Source organism: Amycolatopsis thailandensis (assembly GCF_002234405.1).
Taxonomy (GTDB): domain Bacteria; phylum Actinomycetota; class Actinomycetes; order Mycobacteriales; family Pseudonocardiaceae; genus Amycolatopsis; species Amycolatopsis thailandensis.
Map to the genome: position 1 here is coordinate 131,017 of NZ_NMQT01000016.1, position 20,165 is coordinate 151,181.

The 20,165-nt window shown below is 68.8% G+C and carries 20 protein-coding genes; 8 read left to right on the forward strand and 12 right to left on the reverse strand.

The features are described from left to right. Window positions 1-77: 77 nt before the first annotated feature. From hsaB to CFP71_RS05165, 5 genes are read right to left on the reverse strand one after another with little or no spacing between them, the layout of a single operon-like run. Window positions 78-632: a 3-hydroxy-9,10-secoandrosta-1,3,5(10)-triene-9,17-dione monooxygenase reductase subunit gene (hsaB, locus tag CFP71_RS05145; protein WP_093932666.1), complete on the reverse strand. Its 555-nt coding sequence runs from the start codon at window positions 630-632 to the stop codon at window positions 78-80. Continuing rightward, window positions 629-1,546, reverse strand: coding sequence for an iron-dependent extradiol dioxygenase HsaC (gene hsaC, locus CFP71_RS05150; protein WP_093932667.1), 918 nt, complete (start codon window positions 1,544-1,546; stop codon window positions 629-631). Before hsaC ends, hsaB begins: the two co-directional genes overlap by 4 nt. Beyond that, window positions 1,546-2,394, reverse strand: coding sequence for a 4,5:9,10-diseco-3-hydroxy-5,9,17-trioxoandrosta-1(10),2-diene-4-oate hydrolase (gene hsaD / locus CFP71_RS05155; RefSeq protein WP_093932668.1), 849 nt, complete (start codon window positions 2,392-2,394; stop codon window positions 1,546-1,548). The genes hsaC and hsaD overlap by 1 nt, the downstream gene beginning before the upstream one ends. After that, complete coding sequence (hsaA, locus tag CFP71_RS05160) at window positions 2,394-3,569, reverse strand: 3-hydroxy-9,10-secoandrosta-1,3,5(10)-triene-9,17-dione monooxygenase oxygenase subunit (RefSeq protein ID WP_093932669.1); 1,176 nt, start codon at window positions 3,567-3,569, stop codon at window positions 2,394-2,396. The genes hsaD and hsaA overlap by 1 nt, the downstream gene beginning before the upstream one ends. Before the next feature lie 43 nt (window positions 3,570-3,612). Further along, window positions 3,613-5,211, reverse strand: coding sequence for an FAD-binding protein (locus tag CFP71_RS05165; RefSeq protein WP_093932670.1), 1,599 nt, complete (start codon window positions 5,209-5,211; stop codon window positions 3,613-3,615). Window positions 5,212-5,310: 99 nt separating this feature from the next. Here CFP71_RS05165 and kstD point away from each other — a divergent pair, with 99 nt between their 5' ends. From kstD to CFP71_RS05200, 7 genes are all read left to right on the forward strand, one after another. Beyond that, entirely contained in the window at window positions 5,311-6,981 is a 1,671-nt protein-coding gene (gene kstD / locus CFP71_RS05170; RefSeq protein WP_093932671.1) for a 3-oxosteroid 1-dehydrogenase, read from the forward strand. Next, window positions 6,978-8,117, forward strand: a complete 1,140-nt coding sequence (locus tag CFP71_RS05175; protein ID WP_093932672.1) for a 3-ketosteroid-9-alpha-monooxygenase, oxygenase component — start codon at window positions 6,978-6,980, stop codon at window positions 8,115-8,117. The genes kstD and CFP71_RS05175 overlap by 4 nt, the downstream gene beginning before the upstream one ends. Further along, complete coding sequence (locus tag CFP71_RS05180) at window positions 8,114-8,374, forward strand: hypothetical protein (protein ID WP_093932673.1); 261 nt, start codon at window positions 8,114-8,116, stop codon at window positions 8,372-8,374. Before CFP71_RS05175 ends, CFP71_RS05180 begins: the two co-directional genes overlap by 4 nt. After that, a complete protein-coding gene (locus CFP71_RS05185; protein ID WP_093932674.1) occupies window positions 8,371-9,396 on the forward strand; it encodes a ferredoxin--NADP reductase in 1,026 nt (341 codons plus the stop codon). Before CFP71_RS05180 ends, CFP71_RS05185 begins: the two co-directional genes overlap by 4 nt. Before the next feature lie 10 nt (window positions 9,397-9,406). Then, on the forward strand, window positions 9,407-10,270 hold the full coding sequence (locus CFP71_RS05190) for a MaoC/PaaZ C-terminal domain-containing protein (protein WP_093932675.1): 864 nt from the start codon (window positions 9,407-9,409) through the stop codon (window positions 10,268-10,270). 52 nt (window positions 10,271-10,322) lie between these two features. Further along, window positions 10,323-11,072, forward strand: coding sequence for a class I SAM-dependent methyltransferase (locus CFP71_RS05195; protein WP_093932676.1), 750 nt, complete (start codon window positions 10,323-10,325; stop codon window positions 11,070-11,072). A 100-nt stretch (window positions 11,073-11,172) separates the two neighbouring features. After that, window positions 11,173-11,631, forward strand: coding sequence for a riboflavin kinase (locus CFP71_RS05200; protein ID WP_093932677.1), 459 nt, complete (start codon window positions 11,173-11,175; stop codon window positions 11,629-11,631). 287 nt (window positions 11,632-11,918) lie between these two features. Here CFP71_RS05200 and CFP71_RS05205 read toward each other — a convergent pair whose 3' ends face one another. The 7 genes from CFP71_RS05205 to CFP71_RS05235 all read right to left on the reverse strand — a co-directional run bounded on the left by CFP71_RS05205 (window position 11,919) and on the right by CFP71_RS05235 (window position 18,752). Continuing rightward, window positions 11,919-12,488 carry a DUF5134 domain-containing protein gene (locus CFP71_RS05205; RefSeq protein ID WP_093932678.1) on the reverse strand — a complete coding sequence of 190 codons (570 nt, stop codon included), beginning with the start codon at window positions 12,486-12,488 and terminating at the stop codon, window positions 11,919-11,921. A gap of 73 nt (window positions 12,489-12,561) precedes the next feature. Next, on the reverse strand, window positions 12,562-13,731 hold the full coding sequence (locus CFP71_RS05210) for a lipid-transfer protein (protein WP_093932679.1): 1,170 nt from the start codon (window positions 13,729-13,731) through the stop codon (window positions 12,562-12,564). Further along, on the reverse strand, window positions 13,731-14,126 hold the full coding sequence (locus CFP71_RS05215) for a MaoC family dehydratase (RefSeq protein ID WP_093932680.1): 396 nt from the start codon (window positions 14,124-14,126) through the stop codon (window positions 13,731-13,733). The genes CFP71_RS05210 and CFP71_RS05215 overlap by 1 nt, the downstream gene beginning before the upstream one ends. Continuing rightward, window positions 14,123-15,037 carry a bifunctional MaoC family dehydratase N-terminal/OB-fold nucleic acid binding domain-containing protein gene (locus tag CFP71_RS05220; RefSeq protein ID WP_093932681.1) on the reverse strand — a complete coding sequence of 305 codons (915 nt, stop codon included), beginning with the start codon at window positions 15,035-15,037 and terminating at the stop codon, window positions 14,123-14,125. Before CFP71_RS05220 ends, CFP71_RS05215 begins: the two co-directional genes overlap by 4 nt. Continuing rightward, window positions 15,034-16,206, reverse strand: coding sequence for an acyl-CoA dehydrogenase family protein (locus CFP71_RS05225; protein WP_093932682.1), 1,173 nt, complete (start codon window positions 16,204-16,206; stop codon window positions 15,034-15,036). Before CFP71_RS05225 ends, CFP71_RS05220 begins: the two co-directional genes overlap by 4 nt. 2 nt (window positions 16,207-16,208) lie before the next feature. Beyond that, window positions 16,209-17,273 (reverse strand): acyl-CoA dehydrogenase family protein, encoded by a 1,065-nt coding sequence (locus CFP71_RS05230; protein WP_093932683.1) that lies wholly within the window; start codon window positions 17,271-17,273, stop codon window positions 16,209-16,211. An 87-nt stretch (window positions 17,274-17,360) separates the two neighbouring features. After that, the gene (locus tag CFP71_RS05235) at window positions 17,361-18,752 is read right to left on the reverse strand and encodes a WS/DGAT/MGAT family O-acyltransferase (protein ID WP_093932684.1); all 1,392 of its coding nucleotides are present in this window, start codon (window positions 18,750-18,752) and stop codon (window positions 17,361-17,363) included. 66 nt (window positions 18,753-18,818) lie between these two features. On the opposite strand from CFP71_RS05235, the gene CFP71_RS05240 reads away from it, so the two are divergent. Then, window positions 18,819-20,078, forward strand: a complete 1,260-nt coding sequence (locus tag CFP71_RS05240) for an alpha/beta hydrolase (RefSeq protein ID WP_093932685.1) — start codon at window positions 18,819-18,821, stop codon at window positions 20,076-20,078. The last annotated feature ends 87 nt before the right edge of the window (window positions 20,079-20,165 follow it).

Genomic DNA, 20,165 nt, shown 5'->3' on the forward strand with positions numbered 1-20,165 from the left:
TCCTTGGTGAGCTTCCGCCGAAAACGCTAAGCGGAAGCACCCGGAAAGGACAGCTTTACATTTTTTCGTTTATCCATTTAAAGCCAATCATCGGGACGCGGCCACGGCATGAGCGCGGAGAGCGCGTCCGTCACCGGTTCGGTCACCGTGTACCGGCCGCGGTGGAACAGCAGCGGCCGATCATCGGACGGCTCCCCGAGCGCGGTCACCTTGCCGACGACGACGTAGTGGTCACCCGCTTCGTGCACGGCTTCGAGCGTGCAGTCGATCCACGTCAATGCCCCTGCCAGCAAAGGGGATCCGGACGGCGCGGGCGCCCAGTCGACCGACGCGAACTTGTCCGCGCCCCGGGCGCCGAACACCGCGCTGACGTCCTGCTGATGCTCGGCGAGCACGTTGACGGCGAACCGGCCCGACTCGGCGAGCACCGCCCACGTCCGGGAAGTCTTGGCAGGACAGAAAAGCACCAGCGGCGGATCCAGGGAGAGCGCCGCGAACGACTGGCACGCGAAGCCCACCGGCGCCTCGCCATCGTGCCCGGTCACCACCGCGACACCGGTGCAGAAGTGCCCGAGCACCGTCCGGAACCGCGCCGCGTCGATCCCCGATCCGATATCCGTCACCGGGGTCACGACTGACCTGATACTCGATGTGCGCCGACTGAAAAGTCGTGCCCCCACAACGAAACCGCCGTACTCTCTCGGGCGATCCAGCTCTCGTCGTCCACCTGACGTCCCTCGCAGCCGTATTCGACGTCGAAGCCACCGGGGGTCTTCATGTAGAACGAGAGCATCAGATCGTTGACGTGCCGCCCGAGGGTCGCCGACATCGGCACCTTCCGGCGGATGGCCCGGTCGAGACAGAGGCCGACGTCGTCGGTGTTCTCCACTTCGACCATGAGATGCACGATTCCGCTCGGAGTCGGCATCGGGAGGAACGCGAGACTGTGGTGACGCGGGTTGCAGCCGAAGAACCGCAGCCACGCGGGCGCGCCGTCGGCGGGCCTGCCGACCATCTGCGGCGGCAGTTTCATCGAGTCCCGCAACCGGAACCCGAGCACGTCACGATAGAACCGCAAAGACGCGTCATCGTCGTGGGTGGACAGTACGACGTGCCCGAGTCCTTGCTCGCCGGTCACGAACTTGTGGCCGTACGGGCTCACCACACGCCGATGTTGCAGCGCGACGCCGTGGAAGACTTCGAGTGTGTTACCGGAAGGGTCCTCGAAGGACACCAGGCCGTCGACCCGGCGATCGGCCAATTGATCGGGCGTGCCTTCCTTGTACGGCACCGAGTGCGCGTCGAGCGAGTCCCGGATCTCGTCGAGTTCGCCGGCCGTGGCGACCTCCCAGCCCGCCACGGCGAGCCGGTCCTTTTCCCCGGGGAAGACCACCAGCCGCGCCGGAAAGTCGTCCATGCGCAGGTACAGCGCTTCCGGATTCGTACCGGAGCCCTCGACCATGCCGAGGACTTTCAGTCCGTATTCGCGCCACGCGGCCATGTCCGTGGCTTCGATGCGCAAGTAGGCGAGTGAACGGATACCCATCAGGAGGCTCCCAGGAAGTCGAGTGCCAGCCGGTTGAACTCGTCGAACTTCTCCAGCTGCGCCCAATGCCCGCAGCCGCCGAACACGTGCAGCTGGGCACGCGGGATCGTCTTGAGCGCGAGCAACGCGCCGTCGAGCGGGTTGACCCTGTCCTCCCTGCCCCAGATGAGCAGCACCCGCTGACGCAGGCGATGCGCCTCACGCCAGAGCATGCCCTCTTCGTAGGAATCGGGCTGGGCGAACGATTTGCCCATCGCCTTCATCGCGGCGAGGGACTCGGACGCGCTCGCGGTCGCGAACCGTTCGTCGATCAGTTCTTCGGTGATCAAGGACTGGTCGTGCACCATGATTCGCAGGAAGGCTTCGAGCTTCTCCCGGCTCGGCCCCGGCGGCGCGCTGAACCGGCCCAGGTTCTTGATGCCCTCGGTCGGGTCGGGCGCGAACAGGTTGACGCTCAGCCCACCCGGCCCCATCAGCACCAGCCGTCCGGCGCGCTTCGGATGGTTGAGCGCGAGCCGTACGGAGGCCCCGCCGCCGAGCGAGTTGCCGACGAAATGCGCCCGCTCGATGCCGAGTTCGTCCATCAGCCCGACAACGGCGTCCGCGCTGTGCCGGAAGTACTGCGGATGCTCGGTCGGCTTGTCCGACCGGCCGAACCCGGGCTGGTCGATCGCCAGCGTCCGGTAGTTCTTGGCGAACACCGGCAGGTTGCGGCCGAAGTTGCTCCACGCCGACGCGCCCGGACCACCACCGTGCAGGAGGATCACCGTCTCCGGATGCTCCACGCCCGCTTCGTGGTAATGCAGCTTGAGTCCACCTTGGACGGCGACGTATTTGCCTTCGGTCATCAGACCATCGCATTCTCGACGGGCAGCCCGAAGGCGCCGGTTCCGAACATGACGTACGCGCGCTCGGCGTCGTTCGCCGCGTGCACCCGGCCGGCGTGAGCGTCACGCCAGAACCGCTGGATCGGGGTTCCGGCCTTCAGCGCACGGCCGCCGGAGTTCTCGAAGAGCCTGTCGATCGCGAAGATCGCCCGCTCCGTGCCGCGGACCTGGTCGCGGCGGACCCGCAGCCGGGTGGGGAACGGAAGCTTCTCCCCCTTGCACGCCAGCTGGTACAGCTCGTCGATGTTGTGCGTCAGCTGGAGCCAGGCCGCGTCGATCTCGCTCGCCGCCTCGGCGATCCGCACCTTGGCGAACGGGTCCTCTTTGGACTGCTCCCCCGCGTACGCCGCGCGGACCCGCTTGCCCTGGTACTCGACGTGCGCGTCGTAGGCACCCTGCGCCATGCCGATGATGGGCGCGGTGATCGTGCTCGGATGCACCGAACCGTACGGCATCTTGTACAGCGGCCCGGGATTGATCTCCTGGCCGGGCGTCTTGCACTTCGACGTCGCGATGAAGCTGAGCGCGCGGTGCTTCGGGACGAAGACGTCGTTCACGATGATGTCGTTGGACCCGGTGCCGCGCAGGCCCACGGTGTCCCAGACGTCTTCGATCGTGTAGTCGGAGATCGGCACCAGGTACGTGCAGAAATCGACGGGCTTGCCATCCTTGAACACCGGCCCGCCCAGCAGCACCCAGGTCGCGTGGTCGCAGCCGGAGGAGAAGCTCCAGCGCCCGCTGAGCCGGTAGCCGCCGTCGACGACGTCGGCCTTGCCCATCGGCGCGTACGACGACGAGATCCGGACGTCGACGTCGTCACCCCAGACGTCCTGCTGCGCCTGCGCCTCGAACAGGCCGAGATGCCACGGGTGGACGCCGAGGATGGAGGCGACCCAGCCCGTGGACCCGCACGCGCTCGCGACGAGTTTGACGGCGGTGTAGAAGCTGACCGGGTCGGCTTCGAGACCACCGAAGGTCTTCGGCTGCAACAGCTTGAAGAAACCGGTCTCCTGCAGGGATTTGACGGATGCCTCGGGAACGCGCCTGGCGTCCTCCGCCTCCTGCGCCCGTTCCCGCAGGACCGGCAGCAGCTCCCGGATCCCCGCGATCACGTCCTGCGCGGCGTGCTCGCTCATATGCGTTCCCTCTCTCGCCATACTCCGTGAACCGGATCCAAGACTAGAACACGTTCTCGTTTTTGTCGACCGATCCCCGGTCGAGGGCGCTGTGCGCTCCAGCACGGCGGCCGGAAAACACGCAGTCGGCCAGCGACAGACCGCTCACATAGGACCTAGAACAGATTCCCACCGCGGTCCGCCCCGCCGCGTAGAGACCACGGATCGGGACACCCGCGCCAGAACGCACGGCGCCGGTTTCCTCGTCCACCACCAGGCCGCCCAGCGTCAGCATCGGGCACGGATAACCGAGATTCGGCTTGATCGAGACGTCGATCAGCGAGTACGGCGCCCGGTCCAGCGGGCGCGCGAACTCCGGGGGTTTACCTGTCGGATCCGCACCGGAACGCGACGCCTCGACACTGGCGACCAGCCCCGCCGGGTCCACACCCGCCTTGCGCGCGACGTCTTCCAGCGAACCCGCGACGACTCTTTGCCGCAGCAGGTAGCGCACCTGAAGTCCTTGGAACCACTGACTTTGCCCGCGCGCGTCCCGCTTGACCTCCCGGACTATGGCGTCGTCGACCAGCAGCCACCCGCGTCCTTCGTGGTCGGCGATCATGCGTTCGCCGACGGCCGCGCCGTACCGGGATTCGTCGATGATCCGGCCGCCCGTCTCGCTCACGAGCAGGCCGCCGAGGAACGCCGACGGCGGCGTGATGAACCGCCAGGCGGAGATCCGCCCGAGTTCCGCGGTGGCTCCGCCGGCCTCGACCCCCATCCGGATCCCGGATCCGTCGTCGGCGGAGGTCCCGAGCGCCAGGCCGCCGCGATACGCGGGCGCGTGTTCGCGCACCATCTCGCGGTTCGCGATGAACCCGCCCGCCGCGAGGACGACCCCTCGCGAGGCGGATATCCGCAGCTCACGGCCGTAGCGGCGTTCGATCCGCTCCACCCGCCGATGCAGCGACTTCCGCAGTGACGGCACGTAGATCCCCGGTTTCGCGGCGTACGCGGCCAGCTTCCGATGCGTCGCCCGCACGCGCGCGGGAGCGTCCCGCAGAGTGGACACGACGACGCCGGTCACGGTCCCGTCGGCGTCCACGATCAGATTTCGGGCCGCAGTCTGCGGCAGCACCTGGATCCCCCGACGCCGGACAGCCTCCGCCAGGCGTTTCATCAGCAGCTTTCCCGAGGTCCCCGGGCCTTTGACCCGATGCCCGCGCGGCGCGGGCTTGGCCGCGTCGCGGAAGCCACCCGCCGCCTCACTGCCCGAGTAGTACAGATAGTGCTTGTCGCTCGGATACGACGTCTTATAAGGACAGAGACTGCCTTCGAAGGGCACGCCGTTGCCTTCCAGCCAGGAGATCATCTCCGTACTCCCCGCGCAGAACCGCCGCAGGGTCTCCTCGGAGACGACGTCGCCGACCTCCAGCCGCAGGTAGTCGTACATCGCGTCGACGCTGTCGTCGACGCCCGCGTCCCGCTGTTGCGCCGTCCCGCCACCGGCGTAGACGACACCTCCGCTGACGGCGCTCGCGCCACCACCGGAAAACCGGTCCAGGATCAGCACCCTGGCTCCGGCGTCGGCGGCTTCGATCGCCGCACAGGCGCCGGCCGCCCCGAAGCCCACGATCACCACATCCGCGACGAGGTAGTCCATGACCCCACCCTAGAACTAGAACACGTTCTCGTCTATGGTGACTGGAGCAGCGCGAATGCTGCTACATGCTTCCTACAACGTGTTTCAGGTGAGGGGCGTATGGACTACGACGTGATCGTGGCGGGCAGTGGTGCCGCCGGGATGACCGCCGCACTGTCCGCAGCCCATCGGGGACTCGACGTCCTGGTCGTGGAGAAGGCCGCCCATTTCGGCGGCTCGACCGCGCGTTCCGGTGGCGGCGTCTGGATCCCGGGCAACCACGCGCTGCGTGCCGCCGGGATCTCCGAACCCCCGGAACGGGCGCACGAATACCTCGAATCGATCGTCGGTGACGTGGTCCCGGCGGAACTCCGGTCGGCCTTCCTCGACCGCGGCCCCGAGGTCTTGTCCTTCGTCTGCGACAAGACGCCGCTGCGCTTCCGCTGGGTCCGCGGCTACTCGGACTACCACCCGGAAGCGCCCGGCGGGCGGCCCGGCGGGCGGTCGGTCGAGCCGGCCGCGTTCGACGGCAACCTGCTCGGACCGGAACTGGCGAATCTGGAGCCGCCGTACAGCGCTCCCCCGCTGGGCGTCCCGATCACCCAGGCGGACTACCGGTGGCTGAGCCTGCTCGCCCGGCATCCACGCGGGATCCTCCGCGTCCTCGGCCTCGGCGGACGCTGGCTCGTGGGCCGGATCCGGCGACAGCGGCTCCTTTCCATGGGGCAAGCGCTTGCGGCCGGGCTGCGCGAGGGTCTCCGACGGGCGAACGTCCCCGTCTGGTTGAACACGCCGCTGGTGGACCTGAAGGTCGAGGGCGATCGCGTGGTCGGCGTCGTCGTCCGCCACGAGGGTGAAGAGAAACTGATCCGCGCGCGGCTCGGCGTCGTCCTCGGCGCGGGCGGGTTCGAGCGCAACGAGGAGATGCGGGTCAAGTACCAGCGCGCGCCCATCGGCACGGAGTGGACGGTCGGCGCCGAGGCCAACACCGGTGACGCCATCGACGCCGGGCTCAAACTCGGCGCGGCCGTCGACCTGATGGACGACGCCTGGTGGGGCCCGTCCATCCCGCTGACCGGCGGGCCGTGGTTCGCGCTCGCCGAGCGGTCGCGGCCGGGCTGCCTGATGGTCAACACGCGGGGCGAACGCTTCGTCAACGAGTCGGCGCCCTACGTCGAGGCCGTGCACGCGATGTACGGCGAAGGTGACGGGCCCGGCGAGAACATCCCGACCTGGCTGGTGTTCGACCAGCGCAACCGCAACCGGTACATGTTCACCGGTCTCGGCCCGCGCCAGCCGCTGCCCGGCCGCTGGTTCAAAGCGGGCATCGCGGTCAAAGCGAGCACGATCGCGAAACTCGCCGAGCGGATCGAGGTCCCGGCCGAAGCGCTGGAGAACACCGTGCGGCGGTTCAACGGCTTCGCGAAGAGCGGCGTGGACGAGGACTTCCACCGCGGGCGCAGCGCGTACGACCACTACTACGGCGACCCGCGGAACAAGCCCAACCCGAGCCTGGGCCCGCTGGACGTCGCGCCGTACTACGCGGTGAAGATCGTGCCCGGCGACCTGGGCACCAAGGGCGGTTTGCGGACCGATCCGCACGCGCGCGTCCTGCGCGAAGACGGTTCGGTGATCGACGGACTTTACGCGGCGGGCAACACGAGCGCGGCGGTGATGGGCCGCACCTACGCGGGCCCCGGCGCGACGATCGGCCCGGCGATGGTGTTCGGCTACCTTGCGGCCGAGCACCTCGCGAAGCAAGATCACACCAAAGCGGGAGGCAGCCGATGACGACGGAATCCGTACGGCAGATCGACGCGGGCGCGCTCCCTTCGCGGTTCGCGCGCGGCTGGCACTGTCTCGGCCTGGCCGAGTCGTTCCGGGACGGGAAGCCGCACGCCATCACGGCGTTCGGGACGAAACTGGTGGTCTTCGCCGATTCGTCCGGCAAGCTGAACGTGCTCGACGGGTACTGCCGTCACATGGGCGGCGACCTCACGCAGGGCGAGGTCAAGGGCGACGAGATCGCCTGCCCGTTCCACGACTGGCGCTGGAACGGCAACGGCAAATGCGTCTCGATCCCCTACGCCAAGCGGGTTCCGCTCCGCGCGCGGACCAAGACGTGGCAAGTGCTGGAGGAGAACAAGCAGCTGTTCGTCTGGCACGACCCGGAAGGCAAGCCGCCGCCCGAGGACGTCGTCATCCCGCGGATCGAGGGCGTGTTCACCGGCGAGTGGAGCAACTGGACCTGGGACTCGGTGCTGATCGAGGGCTCCAACTGCCGCGAGATCATCGACAACATGGTCGACATGGCGCATTTCTTCTACATCCACTACGCCTTCCCGACCTACTTCAAGAACGTGTTCGAGGGGCACATCGCCACCCAGTACCTGAACACGAAGGGCCGTCCGGACAAGGGGATGGCGTCCAATTACGGCGGCGAGGAGAACCTGCTGCGGTCGGAGGCGTCGTACTTCGGGCCCTCGTACATGATCAACAAGCTGCTCAACACGTACCAGGGCTTCGAGATCGAGAACGTGCTGATCAACTGCCACTACCCGGTCACCGAGAACTCGTTCGTGCTCCAGTGGGGCGTGAGCGTGAAGAAGTTCGAGGGCGTCTCGGACGAGCACGCGGACAAGATCGCCGGCAAGTTCGCCAAGGGCATCGGCGTCGGCTTCCTTCAGGACGTGGAGATCTGGCGCAACAAGACGCGGATCGACAACCCGCTGCTGTGCGAGGAGGACGGGCCGGTCTATCAGCTGCGCCGCTGGTACGACCAGTTCTACGTGGACGCCGCCGACGTCACCGAGGACATGACGCGGCGGTTCGAGTTCGAAGTGGACACCAGCCGCGCCAACGAGGTCTGGGCGGCGGAGGTGGCCGAGAACCTGGCGAGGCAGCAGGCGGAAGAGGCCGGGGTGTGAAGCCCGAGACCGTCGAGTTCCTCACCGCCGGGCTGCGGCCGCTGAACTGCCGCGCTTGCGGGACCTGCGTGCTGGTCAAGAAGAGCAGCATGCAGCACACCAGCATCCAGTGGACGAGCGACGCGTCCCGCAGCTGCCCGGTGTTCGCGGAGCAGAAGGCCTCCGGGGCGCAGACGGCGTTGCTCGACACCTGCGGCAATCTCAGCGAAAGCATCGAGATCGCCTTGAAGGACGGACTGCTGGAGGTTCCCGAATGAGCGGTCCCGTCACCGTGACCGTGGCCGAGGTGATCACCGAGACGGCCGACGCGCGTTCGATCGTGTTCGAGATCCCGGCCGAGCACGTCTCCGTTTTCGCTTACACGCCAGGGCAGTTCCTCACCGTCCGGGTGCCCAGCGAGCGGACCGGGTCGGTGGCCCGCTGCTATTCGCTCTCCAGCGCGCCGCACGAGAACCGGGTCCAGGTCACCGTCAAACGCACCGCCGACGGCTACGGGTCGAACTGGCTCTGCGACAACCTCCGGGCGGGCCAGGAGGTCCAGGTCCTGCCGCCGGCCGGGGTGTTCAGCCCCGCGTCGCTCGACGAGGACTTCCTGCTGCTCGCGGGCGGCAGCGGCGTCACGCCGGTGATGTCGATCCTGAAGTCCGCGCTGGAGCACGGGACCGGCAAGGTGGTGCTGCTCTACGCCAACCGCGACGAAGCGTCGGTGATCTTCGCGAAGGAGCTCGCGGACCTCTCCGGGAAGCATCCGGACCGGCTGGTCGTGGTGCACTGGCTGGAAAGCCTGCAAGGGCTGCCGACCGAGGCGCACCTGCGCGCGCTGGTGGCGCCGTACACCGCGCACGAGGCCTTCATCTGCGGCCCCGGCCCGTTCATGGACGCCGCTCGCACGGTGCTCAAGGAGCTCGGGCTGCCACGCAAACGGATCCACCTGGAACGGTTCCTGTCCCTCGGCGGGAACCCGTTCGAGGTGGCCGAGCCCGTCGCCGTCGAAGAGGCCGAGACCCCGGCGAAGGTCGAAGTCACCCTCGACGGCGAGACCAGGAACCTCGGCTGGCCGCGCCGGACGAAACTGCTGGACCTGTTGCTGGAGAAGGGTTTCGACGCGCCGTATTCCTGCCGCGAGGGCCAGTGCAGCGCGTGTGCCTGCCGGATCACCTCCGGCGAGGTCAAGATGCTGCACAACGAGGTCCTCGACGGCGACGACATCGCCGAAGGCATCGTGCTGGCGTGCCAGTCCCTGCCGCTGACCGACGAGGTCACCGTCACCTACGAGTAGGAGTCTTCCCGTGCCCATCGATCCTTCGGTCGCGATCGGCGCCGACCTCGGCGAGGTGAGCTTCGCCTGGACCGCGTCGGACGTGCAGCTCTACCATCTGGCGCTGGGCGCCGGAGCGGATCCGATGAGCCCGCGAGAGCTGCGCTACACCTACGAGGACGGCCTCCAGGTGCTGCCGACGTTCGCCACCGTGGCGGCGAACCTGCGCGTGTTCGAACCGCCCGCGGTCTCCTTCCCCGGCGTCGAGGTCGACCTCGGGAAGGTGTTGCACGGCAAGCAGGAGGTGATCGCGCACCGGCCGATCCCGACCTCGGGCAAGGCCGTGGCGCGGACGAGGATCGTCGACGTCTTCGACAAGGGCAAGGCGGCCGTGATCGTGAACGAGACCGTCGCCACCGACTCCGACGGGACTCCACTGTGGACGCTGCGGTCGAGCATCTTCGCCCGTGGCGAAGGGGGTTTCGGCGGTGAACGCGGCCCGTCCGACCGCGTCGAACTCCCGTCGCGGGAGCCGGACGCGGTCATCGACACCCCGACGCTGCCGCAGCAGGCGCTGCTCTACCGGCTCTGCGGGGACCGCAACCCCCTGCACGCCGACCCCGCGTTCGCCGCGGCGTCCGGGTTCGACAAGCCGATCCTGCACGGGCTGTGTACCTACGGCGTCATCGCGAAGGCCGTCACCGACGAGTTCCTCGACGGCGACACCTCCCGCGTCGCGTCGTTCTCGGCCAAGTTCGCCGGCGTCGTCTTCCCCGGTGAACCGCTGCGGACGCGCGTCTGGCGGGAGCAGGCCGGGCTGCTGATCACGACGTCGGCACCGGATCGGGACGAGGCACCCGTCCTTTCCGACACTTTCTTGACCACGACAGACTGAATCATCGTTCCCGCAGGTAGCGGGTCTGGCTAGACTCGGCCGGGTGCGCCCCTTGATCTCCGATCCGTATGCCGAACTCGGCCGGGACTACGCGCGATCAAGACGTCCGGACCCCAGGATCGCGGCCACCGTGACAGCCGCTCTCGGCGACGCGCGCTCGGTGGTCAACGTCGGCGCCGGCGCCGGTTCCTACGAGCCGGAAGACCGCGACGTGATCGCCGTCGAGCCGTCGTCGCGGATGATCGCGCAGCGTCCCGGGGGTGCGGCCCCCGCCGTCCAGGCTTGTGCGGAAGGGCTCCCTTTCCGCGACAACGCCTTCGACGTCGCCCTGGCGGTGCTCACCGTGCACCACTGGACGGACGTGACCGCCGGGCTGGCCGAGTTGCGGCGCGTGTCCCGTCGCCAGGTGATCGTGACCTGGGACCAGGCGGTGTTCGCGCGGTTCTGGCTGGTGCGGGACTACCTGCCGGAGATCGCCGAGCACGAGAGCAGGCTGGCCTGCCTCGACAGGATCGTCGACGAGTTGCGCGCGGCGGGCGAGACACCCGAGGTCGCTCCGCTGCCGGTTCCCTCGGACTGCGTCGACGGTTTCCTCGGCGCGTATTGGCGCAGGCCGGAGGCGTATCTGTCCGAGCGGGTGCGCGCGGGGATGTCCGGAGTGGCCCTGCTGGACCAGAACGTCGTCGCCGACGCCGTCGGCCGGTTGCGCGCCGACCTCGCCGACGGGCACTGGCACCGGCATCACGTCGGCCTGCTGGGCCGGACGGAACTCGACCTGGGATACCGGCTCGTCACGACGTGACCGAGTACACAGTGGACACTGTCCGTGGCGTGGACGGCGGTCGACCTCCGCTGCGAGGCGTGGTATTCATGGCTTTCGTGACAGCGAGGACGGGGGCGGCATGACGGCGGAGTACTTCGTGGTCCGTGGCCAGGTGGAGAAGGGCGATCAGCGGGGCCGGGAACTGGGCTTCCCGACCGCCAACATCGCGCTGCGCGACCAAGACGGCCAGGTCGGCGACGGAGTGTGGGCGGGCTGGGCCGAACGCGCCGACGGCACGCGCATCGCGGCCGCGGTCTCGGTCGGCAGGCGCCCGACGTACTACGGCGCGGACGGCTACCGGCTCGTCGAGGCGCATCTGCTGGACTTCAGCGGCGACCTCTACGGCGAGGTGCTGACCGTGTGGCTGGGGCACCACCTGCGGGAGCAGAAGGCGTACCCGTCGTCGGAAGCGCTGATCGCCGCGCTCGACACCGACATCGCGGACGCGGGCAAGTGGGCCGCCGACAACCCGGCCGAGGGCCTGCCGGACGCGGGCGACGCCGAGGACGGCGTCGTCCGACGGGTACCGCTCACCTGAGCTGCTGAGCGCCTGTGATGCGAAAGCCACTTTCGCAACCTTCAACGTTGCGAAAGTGGCTTTCGCATCGCGCCTTCTTGGCCTCGCTCACGCCGGCACGTGCGGTGAAGGGCTCCTTCACTACCTTCAGGGTAGCTAAGGAGCCCTTCACTACATCCGGCCTTGCCCTGTCGCGGACGTTGCGAAAGCCACTTTCGCAACGGTGAGTGTTGCGAAAGTGGCTTTCACAACACACGGGACGCAGCCGCCGCGTCCGCGTTTAGTCCTCTGAATGCGGCCGGGAAACGTCAGAGGGCCGCGCCCACCAGCATGTACCCCATCCCCACGCCCATGATCACCCGGCACACCCACCGCGACACCTGACCGGAGCGCTCGGTGCCCCGCGCCGCCAGGACACCGGCGCGCACCGCGTCCACCGCGAAGTACGCGGCCACGGCACCGAAGACCAGCGAAAGCCACAGCGCCGAACCGCCGCCGGGGCCGGACATCACCAGCCACGGACCGTGAGAAACCTCGCTGTGTGGCATGGCCGTCACCATGAACAGCATCGCGGCGGCGGAGACCGCGTGGTGCCCGCACGCGGCGTGCCCGGACCGCCGTCCCTTCCACCACGAGACGGCGAACCAGCCCGCGGTCAGCGCCAGCACCGCCTGCCAGCCGGCCGCCGGGATCGGGCCGCCCACCGGGGACAGCATCGCGACCATGGCGACGACGAGCAGCAGCTCGGCGAGATCGCCGTTGCGGACCGCCGCGCCCTGGCGCCCGTAGTCCAGCCGGACGAGTCTCAGCACGCACGGCAGGACCAGCGCGGCGAACACCGCGGTCAGGGCCCACGCGACGACGAGTGGTCCAGACATGTCACCTCCTGGCCGGTATCCCTCTCACCGTCGCAGGTGGCGCACTAGTACACCATCGGGCATCGGGGTGATCTCAGCCCGCGGTCAAGACCAGTCCGCTCGTAGGTACGCCGGTTCCGGCGGTCACCAGCACCCGGGAAGCCCCGTCGACCTGGTTGACGGCGTCGCCCCGCAGCTGCCGGACCCCTTCGGCGATCCCGTTCATCCCGTGGATGTAGGCCTCCCCCAGCTGCCCGCCGTGCGGGTTGAGCGGGAGTTTCCCGTCGAGCTCCAGGGTGCCGCCGCCGATGAAGTCCTTGGCCTCACCCTTCCCGCAGAAGCCGAGTTCTTCCAGCTGCATCAGGACATAGGGGGTGAAGTGGTCGTAGAGCACGGCGAGATCCATGTCGCCGGGCCCGAGGCCGGACTGCTCCCACAGCTGCCGTCCAACGACCCCCATCTCGGGCAGCGCCGGGAGGTCGTCGCGGTAGTAGCTGGTCATCACGTACTGGTCCGGACCACTCCCCTGCGCGGCCGCCGCGATCACGGCGGGCCGGTGCGGCAGGTCGCGCGCCCGTTCGGCGCTGGTGATCACCAGCGCGACCCCGCCGTCGCTCTCCTGGCAGCAGTCCAGCAGGTGCAGCGGTTCGGCGACCCAGCGGGAGGCTTGATGGTCTTCGAGCGTGATCGGCTTGCCGTGGAACCAGGCCTTCGGGTTCGTCGCCGCGCGGGCGCGGTCGATCACGGCCACCCGGCCGAAGTCCTCGCTGGTCGCGCCGTACTCGTGCATGTAGCGCCGGGCGAGCATGGCGACGGTCGCGGCCGGGGTCGCGATCCCCATCGGGTAGTGGAACGCGTTGTCGACGCCGGAGGAGTTCACCTGCCCCGCCGCGGCGGAGGACACCTGCCCGAACCGCATCCCGGACCGTTCGTTGAACGCCCGGTACGCGACGACGACGTCCGCGACGCCGGTCGCGACGGCCATCGCGGCCTGCTGCACGGTCGCCGCGGCCGCTCCGCCGCCGTAGTGGATCCGGCTGAAGAACTTGAGTTCCGGGATGCCGAGTTCCCGCGCCACCGCGATCTCGCTGTTGCCGTCCATGGTGAACGACACCAGTCCGTCCACATCAGACAGAGAAAGACCGGCGTCCTTGAGCGCGCTCGAGACCGCCTCCGACGCCAAGCGCAGCTCGCTGCGCCCGGAATCCTTGGAGAACTCCGTCGCGCCGATCCCGGCGATCGCCGCCCGTCCGGACAGGGTCATCACTCGCCTCCCAGCGTGAGTGCCACGGTGCCCACCACGTGCTCGCCGAGACTGTCCACACCGGACACCGAGATCACCACGTCGTCACCGTCCCGTTCCGTGACCCGGCCGGTGAAGGTGAGCGTGTCGTAGGCGTAGCAGGGCACGCCGAGCCGGATCTTGATCGATCGCACGAAAGCCTCCGGTCCCGCCCAGTCGGTGACGAATCGTTGCACCAGGCCGGTGTCGGTGAGGATGTTGACGAAAATGTCCTTCGACCCGCGCCGCACGGCGGCGTCACGGTCGTGGTGGACGTCCTGGAAATCCCGGGTCGCCACCGCGGTGCTCACCACGAAGGTCGGGGTGGCCTCGATCATCAGCGGCGGCAGCTCGGTGCCGACCGAACAGTCCTTCATCGCGCGACCCTCCAAGCGGGCAACGTCAGTTCCTCGTCGACCTTCACGAAAGCCGCTTCCACGCCGAGTCCGATGTGGACGGACCCCGGATCCGCGTCGAGCAGTTCGCCCATCACCCGGACGCCCTCCTCCAGTTCGACGAGCGCGACCACGAACGGCAGATCCTTGCCGGGCACCTTCGGATGGTGGTGCACCACGTAGCTGTAGACCGTCCCGCGGCCGCACGCGACGACGTGGTCCGGCTTGGCGTCGAGGTCACCGTCCGGTGGCATCGGGCCGGGCGGATGCCGCAGGGTCTCGCCCCAGCGCTGGATCCGCAGTTCCCCTTCACGCAGTCCGGCCCAGAAGAACTCGGTGTCCTTGCTGATCACCGGCCGCAGGACCGGGGCCGAGGGCTTGGCGGGTTCGGCGCCCGGCGGCCGGAACTTCAGCACCCGGAACACCATGTCCGCGACGGCCTCGTCACCGACGTACCAGGTGGTCTTCGTGGTCACGAACCAGCCTTCGCCCAGCGCGGTGCGTTTCGGCCCGACGACGCTTTCGAGTTTCGCGGTCGCCTCGACGCGTTCGCCGTGCCGCAGATAGCGGAAGTAGTTCTGCTCGGAATTGGTCGCGACGACCGAGGTGAACCCGGCTTCGTCGAGCACCTCCATCATCGCGCCGAGCGGGTCGTCCGAAGCCCTCGTCCAGTGCAGCCCGCCCATCGTCCACACCTGCGCCATCGCGGGCGGCGCGACCAGTCCCTTGTGGACACTTCCGGCGGCGAACTCCTCGTCGACGTACACCGGATTGCGGTCGCCGATGGCTTCGACCCAGTTGTTGACCATCGCCTGGTTGACCGCGTCACGGGCGGCCCTCGGCGCGGATTCCCCTTGTGCGGCGATGCGTTCCGCCGCTTCCTGGATGCTCATCGCGGCACCCTCGGCAGGCCGAGGCCGGCGGTGGCGATCAGTTCGCGCTGGATCTCGTTGACACCGCCACCGAAGGTCAGCACCAGATTGCGTTTGGCCACCACGTCCAGCCATTGCGCCAGTTCCGCGGTTTCGGCGTCGGCCTGATCGCCGTGTCGCGCCACGATCTCCTCCAGTCTCCTGGCCAGCCGCTGGATGCGTTCGGAACCGAAGATCTTGGTGGCCGAAGCGTCGGCCACCGCCACCGGTCCGGTCGCGGTCGAGGCCGCGACCTGCCAGTTCAGCAGTTCGTTGACCCGGGCGGTCGCCAGGGTTTCCGCGAGTACGCCTCGGACGTCGGGCAGCTGGAGCAACGGGGTGCCGTCCGGGGTCTTCCGGGACGAAGCCCAGTCGCGGACTCGGTCGTGGAGGCCGCCGACGCGCCCGGCCGGGCCGAGCATGACGCGTTCGTGGTTCAGCTGGGTGGTGATCAGCCGCCAGCCCTCGTTCTCCTTGCCCACCAGCATGTTCGCGGGCACCCGGACGTCCGAGTAGTAGGTGGCGTTCACGTGGTGCGCGCCGTCGCAGGTGATGATCGGCGTCCACGAGTAACCGGGATCCCGGGTGTCCATGATGAGGATCGAGATCCCCTTGTGCTTCGGCGCGTCCGGCGCGGTCCGCACGGCCAGCCAGATGTAGTCGGCGTCATGCCCGCCCGTGGTGAAGATCTTCTGGCCGTTGACGACGTACTCGTCCCCTTCGCGCACCGCCGTCATGCGCAGCGACGCGAGGTCCGTTCCCGCGTCGGGTTCGGTGTAGCCGATGGCGAAATGCACCTCGCCCGCGAGGATCTTGGGCAGGAACAAGGACTTCTGTTCCTCGGTGCCGAAAGCCTGCAACGTCGGCCCGACGGTCTGCAAGGTCACCGACGGCAGCTGGACGTCGGCCCTGGCTGCCTCGTCGACGAAGATGTGCTGCTCGATCTCGCCGAAACCTCGGCCGCCGTACTGTTCGGGCCAGCCGACGCCGAGCCAGCCGTCGCGGCCCATCCGCCGCACGATCTCGCGGTACACCGGTCCGTGCCGCTCGCGCAGCATCGCGCGCCGCTCGTCGGCGCTCACCAGGCCGGCGAAGTACTTTCGCAGTTCTGCGCGCAACTGGTGCTGCGCAGCGGTCAGTTCGATCAGCATTCTCACCCCGCCACCTGTTCGCCCAACGCGGCCAGCCGATGCGAGGCGCCGCCGAGCGTTCGTCCCAGATCCTTGACCGCCGACGAGAACCGGTGCAGTGGATACGTTTCGTCCACGCCGATCCCGCCGTGCAGGTGATGGCAGACGGCCAGCGCCCCGGGCGCCTCCTCCGCCAGCCAATACGCCGCGATGTCCAGTTCCGCCTCGGCGTCGAGCCCCGCCGCGAGCCGCCAGACCGCCGACCGCGCGGCCAGCTGGACGGTCCTCGACGCGACGTAGACGTCCGCGATCTGTTGCGCCACCGCCTGGAACGCCGCCAGCGGACGCCCGAACTGTTCACGTTCGCCGACGTGCTTGGTGGTCAGCGCGAGCGCGCCGGCGAGCAGTCCGTCGCCGAACGCCACGGTGCCCGCGAGCGCGAACCAGTGCAGGGCCGCGATCGACTCGCCGGGCCCGTGCCCGTTGAGGAGATCGGCGTCGGTGACGGTCACGGAATCCAGCGTCATCGTGTAGTCCGGTGTGCCGGAAGAGGTTCTCGTCGGAGTCAGCGTCACGCCGTCGGCCCGGGGATCGATCAGGAAGACGCCGGTGCCGCCGGGCAGCGAGGCGGGCGTCAGGATCCGGGTGGCCTCCGCCGCGAACGGCACGCCGACCTTGACCCCGCTCAGCCGCCAATCCCCGGCCGATTCCGCGACGGTCGCGGGCCGGGTGGTGAACGGCGCGGAAGGTTCGTGCAGGGCGGCGGTGAGCACGGATTCGCCCGCGGCGACCGGCGGAAGCAGCGCCGCACGCTGGTCCGGGCCGCCGAGCGCCGTGACCGGCAGGACCCCGAAGGCGAGCGTCGCCAGCGCGGGCGCCGGCGAGGCGACGCGGCCGAGTTCGGTCAGCACCAAGGCGACTTCGGCGACGCCGAGGCCGTCACCGCCGAGTTCGGCGGGTAATGCCAGGGCGAGCAGACCGGCGTCGGCGAGCGCGCGCCACGTGTCCGCGGGCTCGCGCTCCTTGCCGAGCACACCCGCGGTCAGCGCGATGACCTCGGTCTGCGTCTCGTCGAACTGGAAGTCCACACTGGCTCCTCACCGGGGCGAACGGGCACAATACTGAAACCTGTTCTAGTCTTATCCGGAAGGAGGCCCGACGGCAAGGGGGAGGATCTAGGAGGTGGCTTTCAGCAGTTCCTCGAGAGCGTCCGGGAAGTGGTCGGCGAGCGGCCACAGGTCTCCGGTCAGTTCGCGCGCGCCGAGCAGCCCGACGTCGACCCGGCCCGCGTTGGACAGCACGGTGACGTTGAGCCCGGCGCCGTGGAACACCGGCCCGAGCGGGTAGAGCCCGGTGATCCGGCAGCCCAGCAGGTACAGCGGCATCGGCGGACCGGGCACATTGGACACCACCAGGTTGTGCACCACCGGATGCCGTTCGGCCAGGCGCAGCGCGGAATACGCGCGCACCGCGAGGCCGAACATGGTCGCGGCCGAGAACTGGGCCCAGTCCTGGAGCATGTCGGCGTGGATGTCGTGGTGGTGGTCTTTGGACTGCCGGTTCGATTCCGCGAGCATGAACACGCGCGCGGCGGGATCCTCCAGATGGGTGGGCAGCGAGGCGAAGAACGCCGAGACCTTGTTGCTGCCGTGGTCGCGTTCGGTGCGTTCGTGCACCGACACCGGCACAGTCGCCACCAGCGGATCTTCCGGCAGTTCGCCGCGATCCAGCAGGAACCGCCGCAGCGCACCGGAAACGACGGCGAGGACGACGTCGTTGACCGTCACTCCGAAGGCGTTCTTGATCTGTTTGACCTCGTCGAGGTCGAGAGAGGTGTAAGCGACGCTTCGGTGTGCGGTGATCGTCCCGTTGAACGACGTGCGCGGCGCGGTGAACGGGACCGGCATCCCCTTGCCCTGCAACGCTTTGCCGAGCCATTTCGGGACGAGTCCGAGCAGGTCCGGCAGTAGTTTGACGACCTCGGCCGGGCGTTTCGCGAACGACGTCAGCCCCGCGCCGAGCAGCGCACGCCTGCCCGGGACGCCTCCGTTGTGGCGTTCGTCTCGCGCGATCTCCGGCGGCGGCGCGTCCGGTTCGAGACCGGCGAGATAGGTGATCAGGCTGGCGCCGCCGACCCCGTCGACGCTGGCGTGGTGCATCTTCAGCAAGACCGCGATCCCGCCGTCCGCCAGGCCTTCGATGACGTACAACTGCCAGAGCGGCTGCGCGCGGTCCAGTCGTTGTCCCGCGATGTGGGCGCAGAGGTCGGCCAGTTCCCTCCGGTCACCGGGCGCGGGTACGCCGATCCGGTGAACGTGGGCTTCGAGGTCGAAGTCCTCGTCCTCGACCCAGACCGGATGTGTCAGGTTCCAGAGTGGATTGTGCAGCTTGCGCCGGAATGCCGGGATCAGCTCGACGCGCTCGGCCAGTTTCTCCTTGAAGCGCTCGAAGTCGTAGCCGCCGGGCATCGTCGAACCGTCGAGGGTGAGCAGCCCGCACACATGCAGGACCTGGGCGGGTGTCTCCAGGTAGAGGAAACTCGCGTCGAGACCGCTCAATCTCTGCATAAGAATCACCTTAAGTGAACTTTGCAACCGGTTCTAGGCGGTCACCCGGCGGTAGGATCGGTGCCCATGCAACCGAGTTTCGTCGTCCGTCAGGCACTCCAGCTCGCGCTCACCGCGAACGCGCTGAAGCCGCCGAGAGGGGCCCGGACGGCGGTTCCGGCGTTCTTCGCGGGCTGGCTCACCGGAGAGCTGGCCCCGCATCTGCTCGCGCTCACCGCGGCCGACGCGGCGGCGCACGTCGCGCGGCACCGGGGCGGGTCGAGCAAGGCCGGTCTCGCGCTCGCGACGGCGTCGGCGGCCGGGCTCGGCACGCTGATCGCGCAGTCCCAGTGGGCCCGGGGCGAGATCGAGTCCGCGCTCACCGAAGGCATCGGCAAGGCCTACGCCGACGAACTCGAGCACCCGCCGAGCCCGACCGACCTCGCGACCCCGTGGGGTCAGCTGGCCATGCCGTTCCGCATGCGCGACCCGGAAGTCCGGCGGACACGAAATATCGCCTACGCGCCCGGCGGGAAGCGGTTCCTGCTCGACGTCTACGCCCCGCGCGAACCGGTCACCGGGGCGCCGATCCTGCTGCAGGTGCACGGCGGCGCGTGGGTGATCGGCAACAAGGACCAGCAGGGTCTGCCGCTGATGTTGCACATGGCCAAACGCGGCTGGATCTGTATCGCGATCAACTACCCGCTCTCCCCCGCCGCCCGCTGGCCGGCGCACATCATCGCGGCGAAACGCGCGCTGGCCTGGATCCGGGACAACGCCGAGTCCTACGGTGGCGACCCGTCGTTCGTCGCCGTCACCGGGGGTTCGGCGGGCGGGCATCTCGCGGCGCTCCTGGCACTGACCGCGAACGACCCCGCGCTGCAGCCCGGCTTCACCGAGGCGGACACGAGCGTCCAGGCGTGCGCCCCGCACTACGGCGTGTACGACTTCGCCGCGACCAGCGGGCGGCGATCCAGCCAGACCCGGCTGAAGACCCTGATCGCCCGGCACGTCTTCGAGGCGGACAGGGATCCGGTGAACTTCCTCGACGACTACATCGCGGCGTCACCGCTGGACCGGATCACCGAGGACGCGCCCCCGTTCTTCGTGATCCACGGCGTCCACGACTCGCTGGTGCCGGTGGGCGAGGCGCGCGAATTCGTGCGGCGCCTGCGGGAGAAGTCCCGGCGTGAGGTCGCGTACGCGGAGATCTCCGGCGCGCAGCACGCCTTCGACGTCTTCCCCTCGATCCGCAGCGCACACGTCGTCCGCGGGGTGGAACGCTTCCTGGAGTGGAGCCACCGCACCTGGCGGCGGTCCGGGGAGGCACCGCACTCACGTGATTGAGCACGGGACTCGCGTGCTTGAAGCCGGAACTCGCGTGATCAGAGGCCGCACACCCGAGTTCCGCCTCTGATCACGCGAGTCACGCCT

What these genes read in the sequence shown, in the direction of transcription:
- CFP71_RS05175 (WP_093932672.1), top strand. Translation starts at nt 6,978, where the DNA reads ATGACGACGGAATCCGTACGGCAGATCGACGCGGGCGCGCTCCCTTCG.
- CFP71_RS05205 (WP_093932678.1), bottom strand. Translation starts at nt 12,488, where the DNA reads ATGTCTGGACCACTCGTCGTCGCGTGGGCCCTGACCGCGGTGTTCGCC.
- hsaD (WP_093932668.1), bottom strand. Translation starts at nt 2,394, where the DNA reads ATGACCGAAGGCAAATACGTCGCCGTCCAAGGTGGACTCAAGCTGCAT.
- kstD (WP_093932671.1), top strand. Translation starts at nt 5,311, where the DNA reads ATGGACTACGACGTGATCGTGGCGGGCAGTGGTGCCGCCGGGATGACC.
- CFP71_RS05240 (WP_093932685.1), top strand. Translation starts at nt 18,819, where the DNA reads ATGCAACCGAGTTTCGTCGTCCGTCAGGCACTCCAGCTCGCGCTCACC.
- CFP71_RS05215 (WP_093932680.1), bottom strand. Translation starts at nt 14,126, where the DNA reads ATGAAGGACTGTTCGGTCGGCACCGAGCTGCCGCCGCTGATGATCGAG.
- CFP71_RS05220 (WP_093932681.1), bottom strand. Translation starts at nt 15,037, where the DNA reads ATGAGCATCCAGGAAGCGGCGGAACGCATCGCCGCACAAGGGGAATCC.
- hsaA (WP_093932669.1), bottom strand. Translation starts at nt 3,569, where the DNA reads ATGAGCGAGCACGCCGCGCAGGACGTGATCGCGGGGATCCGGGAGCTG.
- CFP71_RS05200 (WP_093932677.1), top strand. Translation starts at nt 11,173, where the DNA reads ATGACGGCGGAGTACTTCGTGGTCCGTGGCCAGGTGGAGAAGGGCGAT.
- hsaC (WP_093932667.1), bottom strand. Translation starts at nt 1,546, where the DNA reads ATGGGTATCCGTTCACTCGCCTACTTGCGCATCGAAGCCACGGACATG.
- CFP71_RS05235 (WP_093932684.1), bottom strand. Translation starts at nt 18,752, where the DNA reads ATGCAGAGATTGAGCGGTCTCGACGCGAGTTTCCTCTACCTGGAGACA.
- CFP71_RS05210 (WP_093932679.1), bottom strand. Translation starts at nt 13,731, where the DNA reads ATGACCCTGTCCGGACGGGCGGCGATCGCCGGGATCGGCGCGACGGAG.
- CFP71_RS05165 (WP_093932670.1), bottom strand. Translation starts at nt 5,211, where the DNA reads ATGGACTACCTCGTCGCGGATGTGGTGATCGTGGGCTTCGGGGCGGCC.
- CFP71_RS05225 (WP_093932682.1), bottom strand. Translation starts at nt 16,206, where the DNA reads ATGCTGATCGAACTGACCGCTGCGCAGCACCAGTTGCGCGCAGAACTG.
- CFP71_RS05185 (WP_093932674.1), top strand. Translation starts at nt 8,371, where the DNA reads ATGAGCGGTCCCGTCACCGTGACCGTGGCCGAGGTGATCACCGAGACG.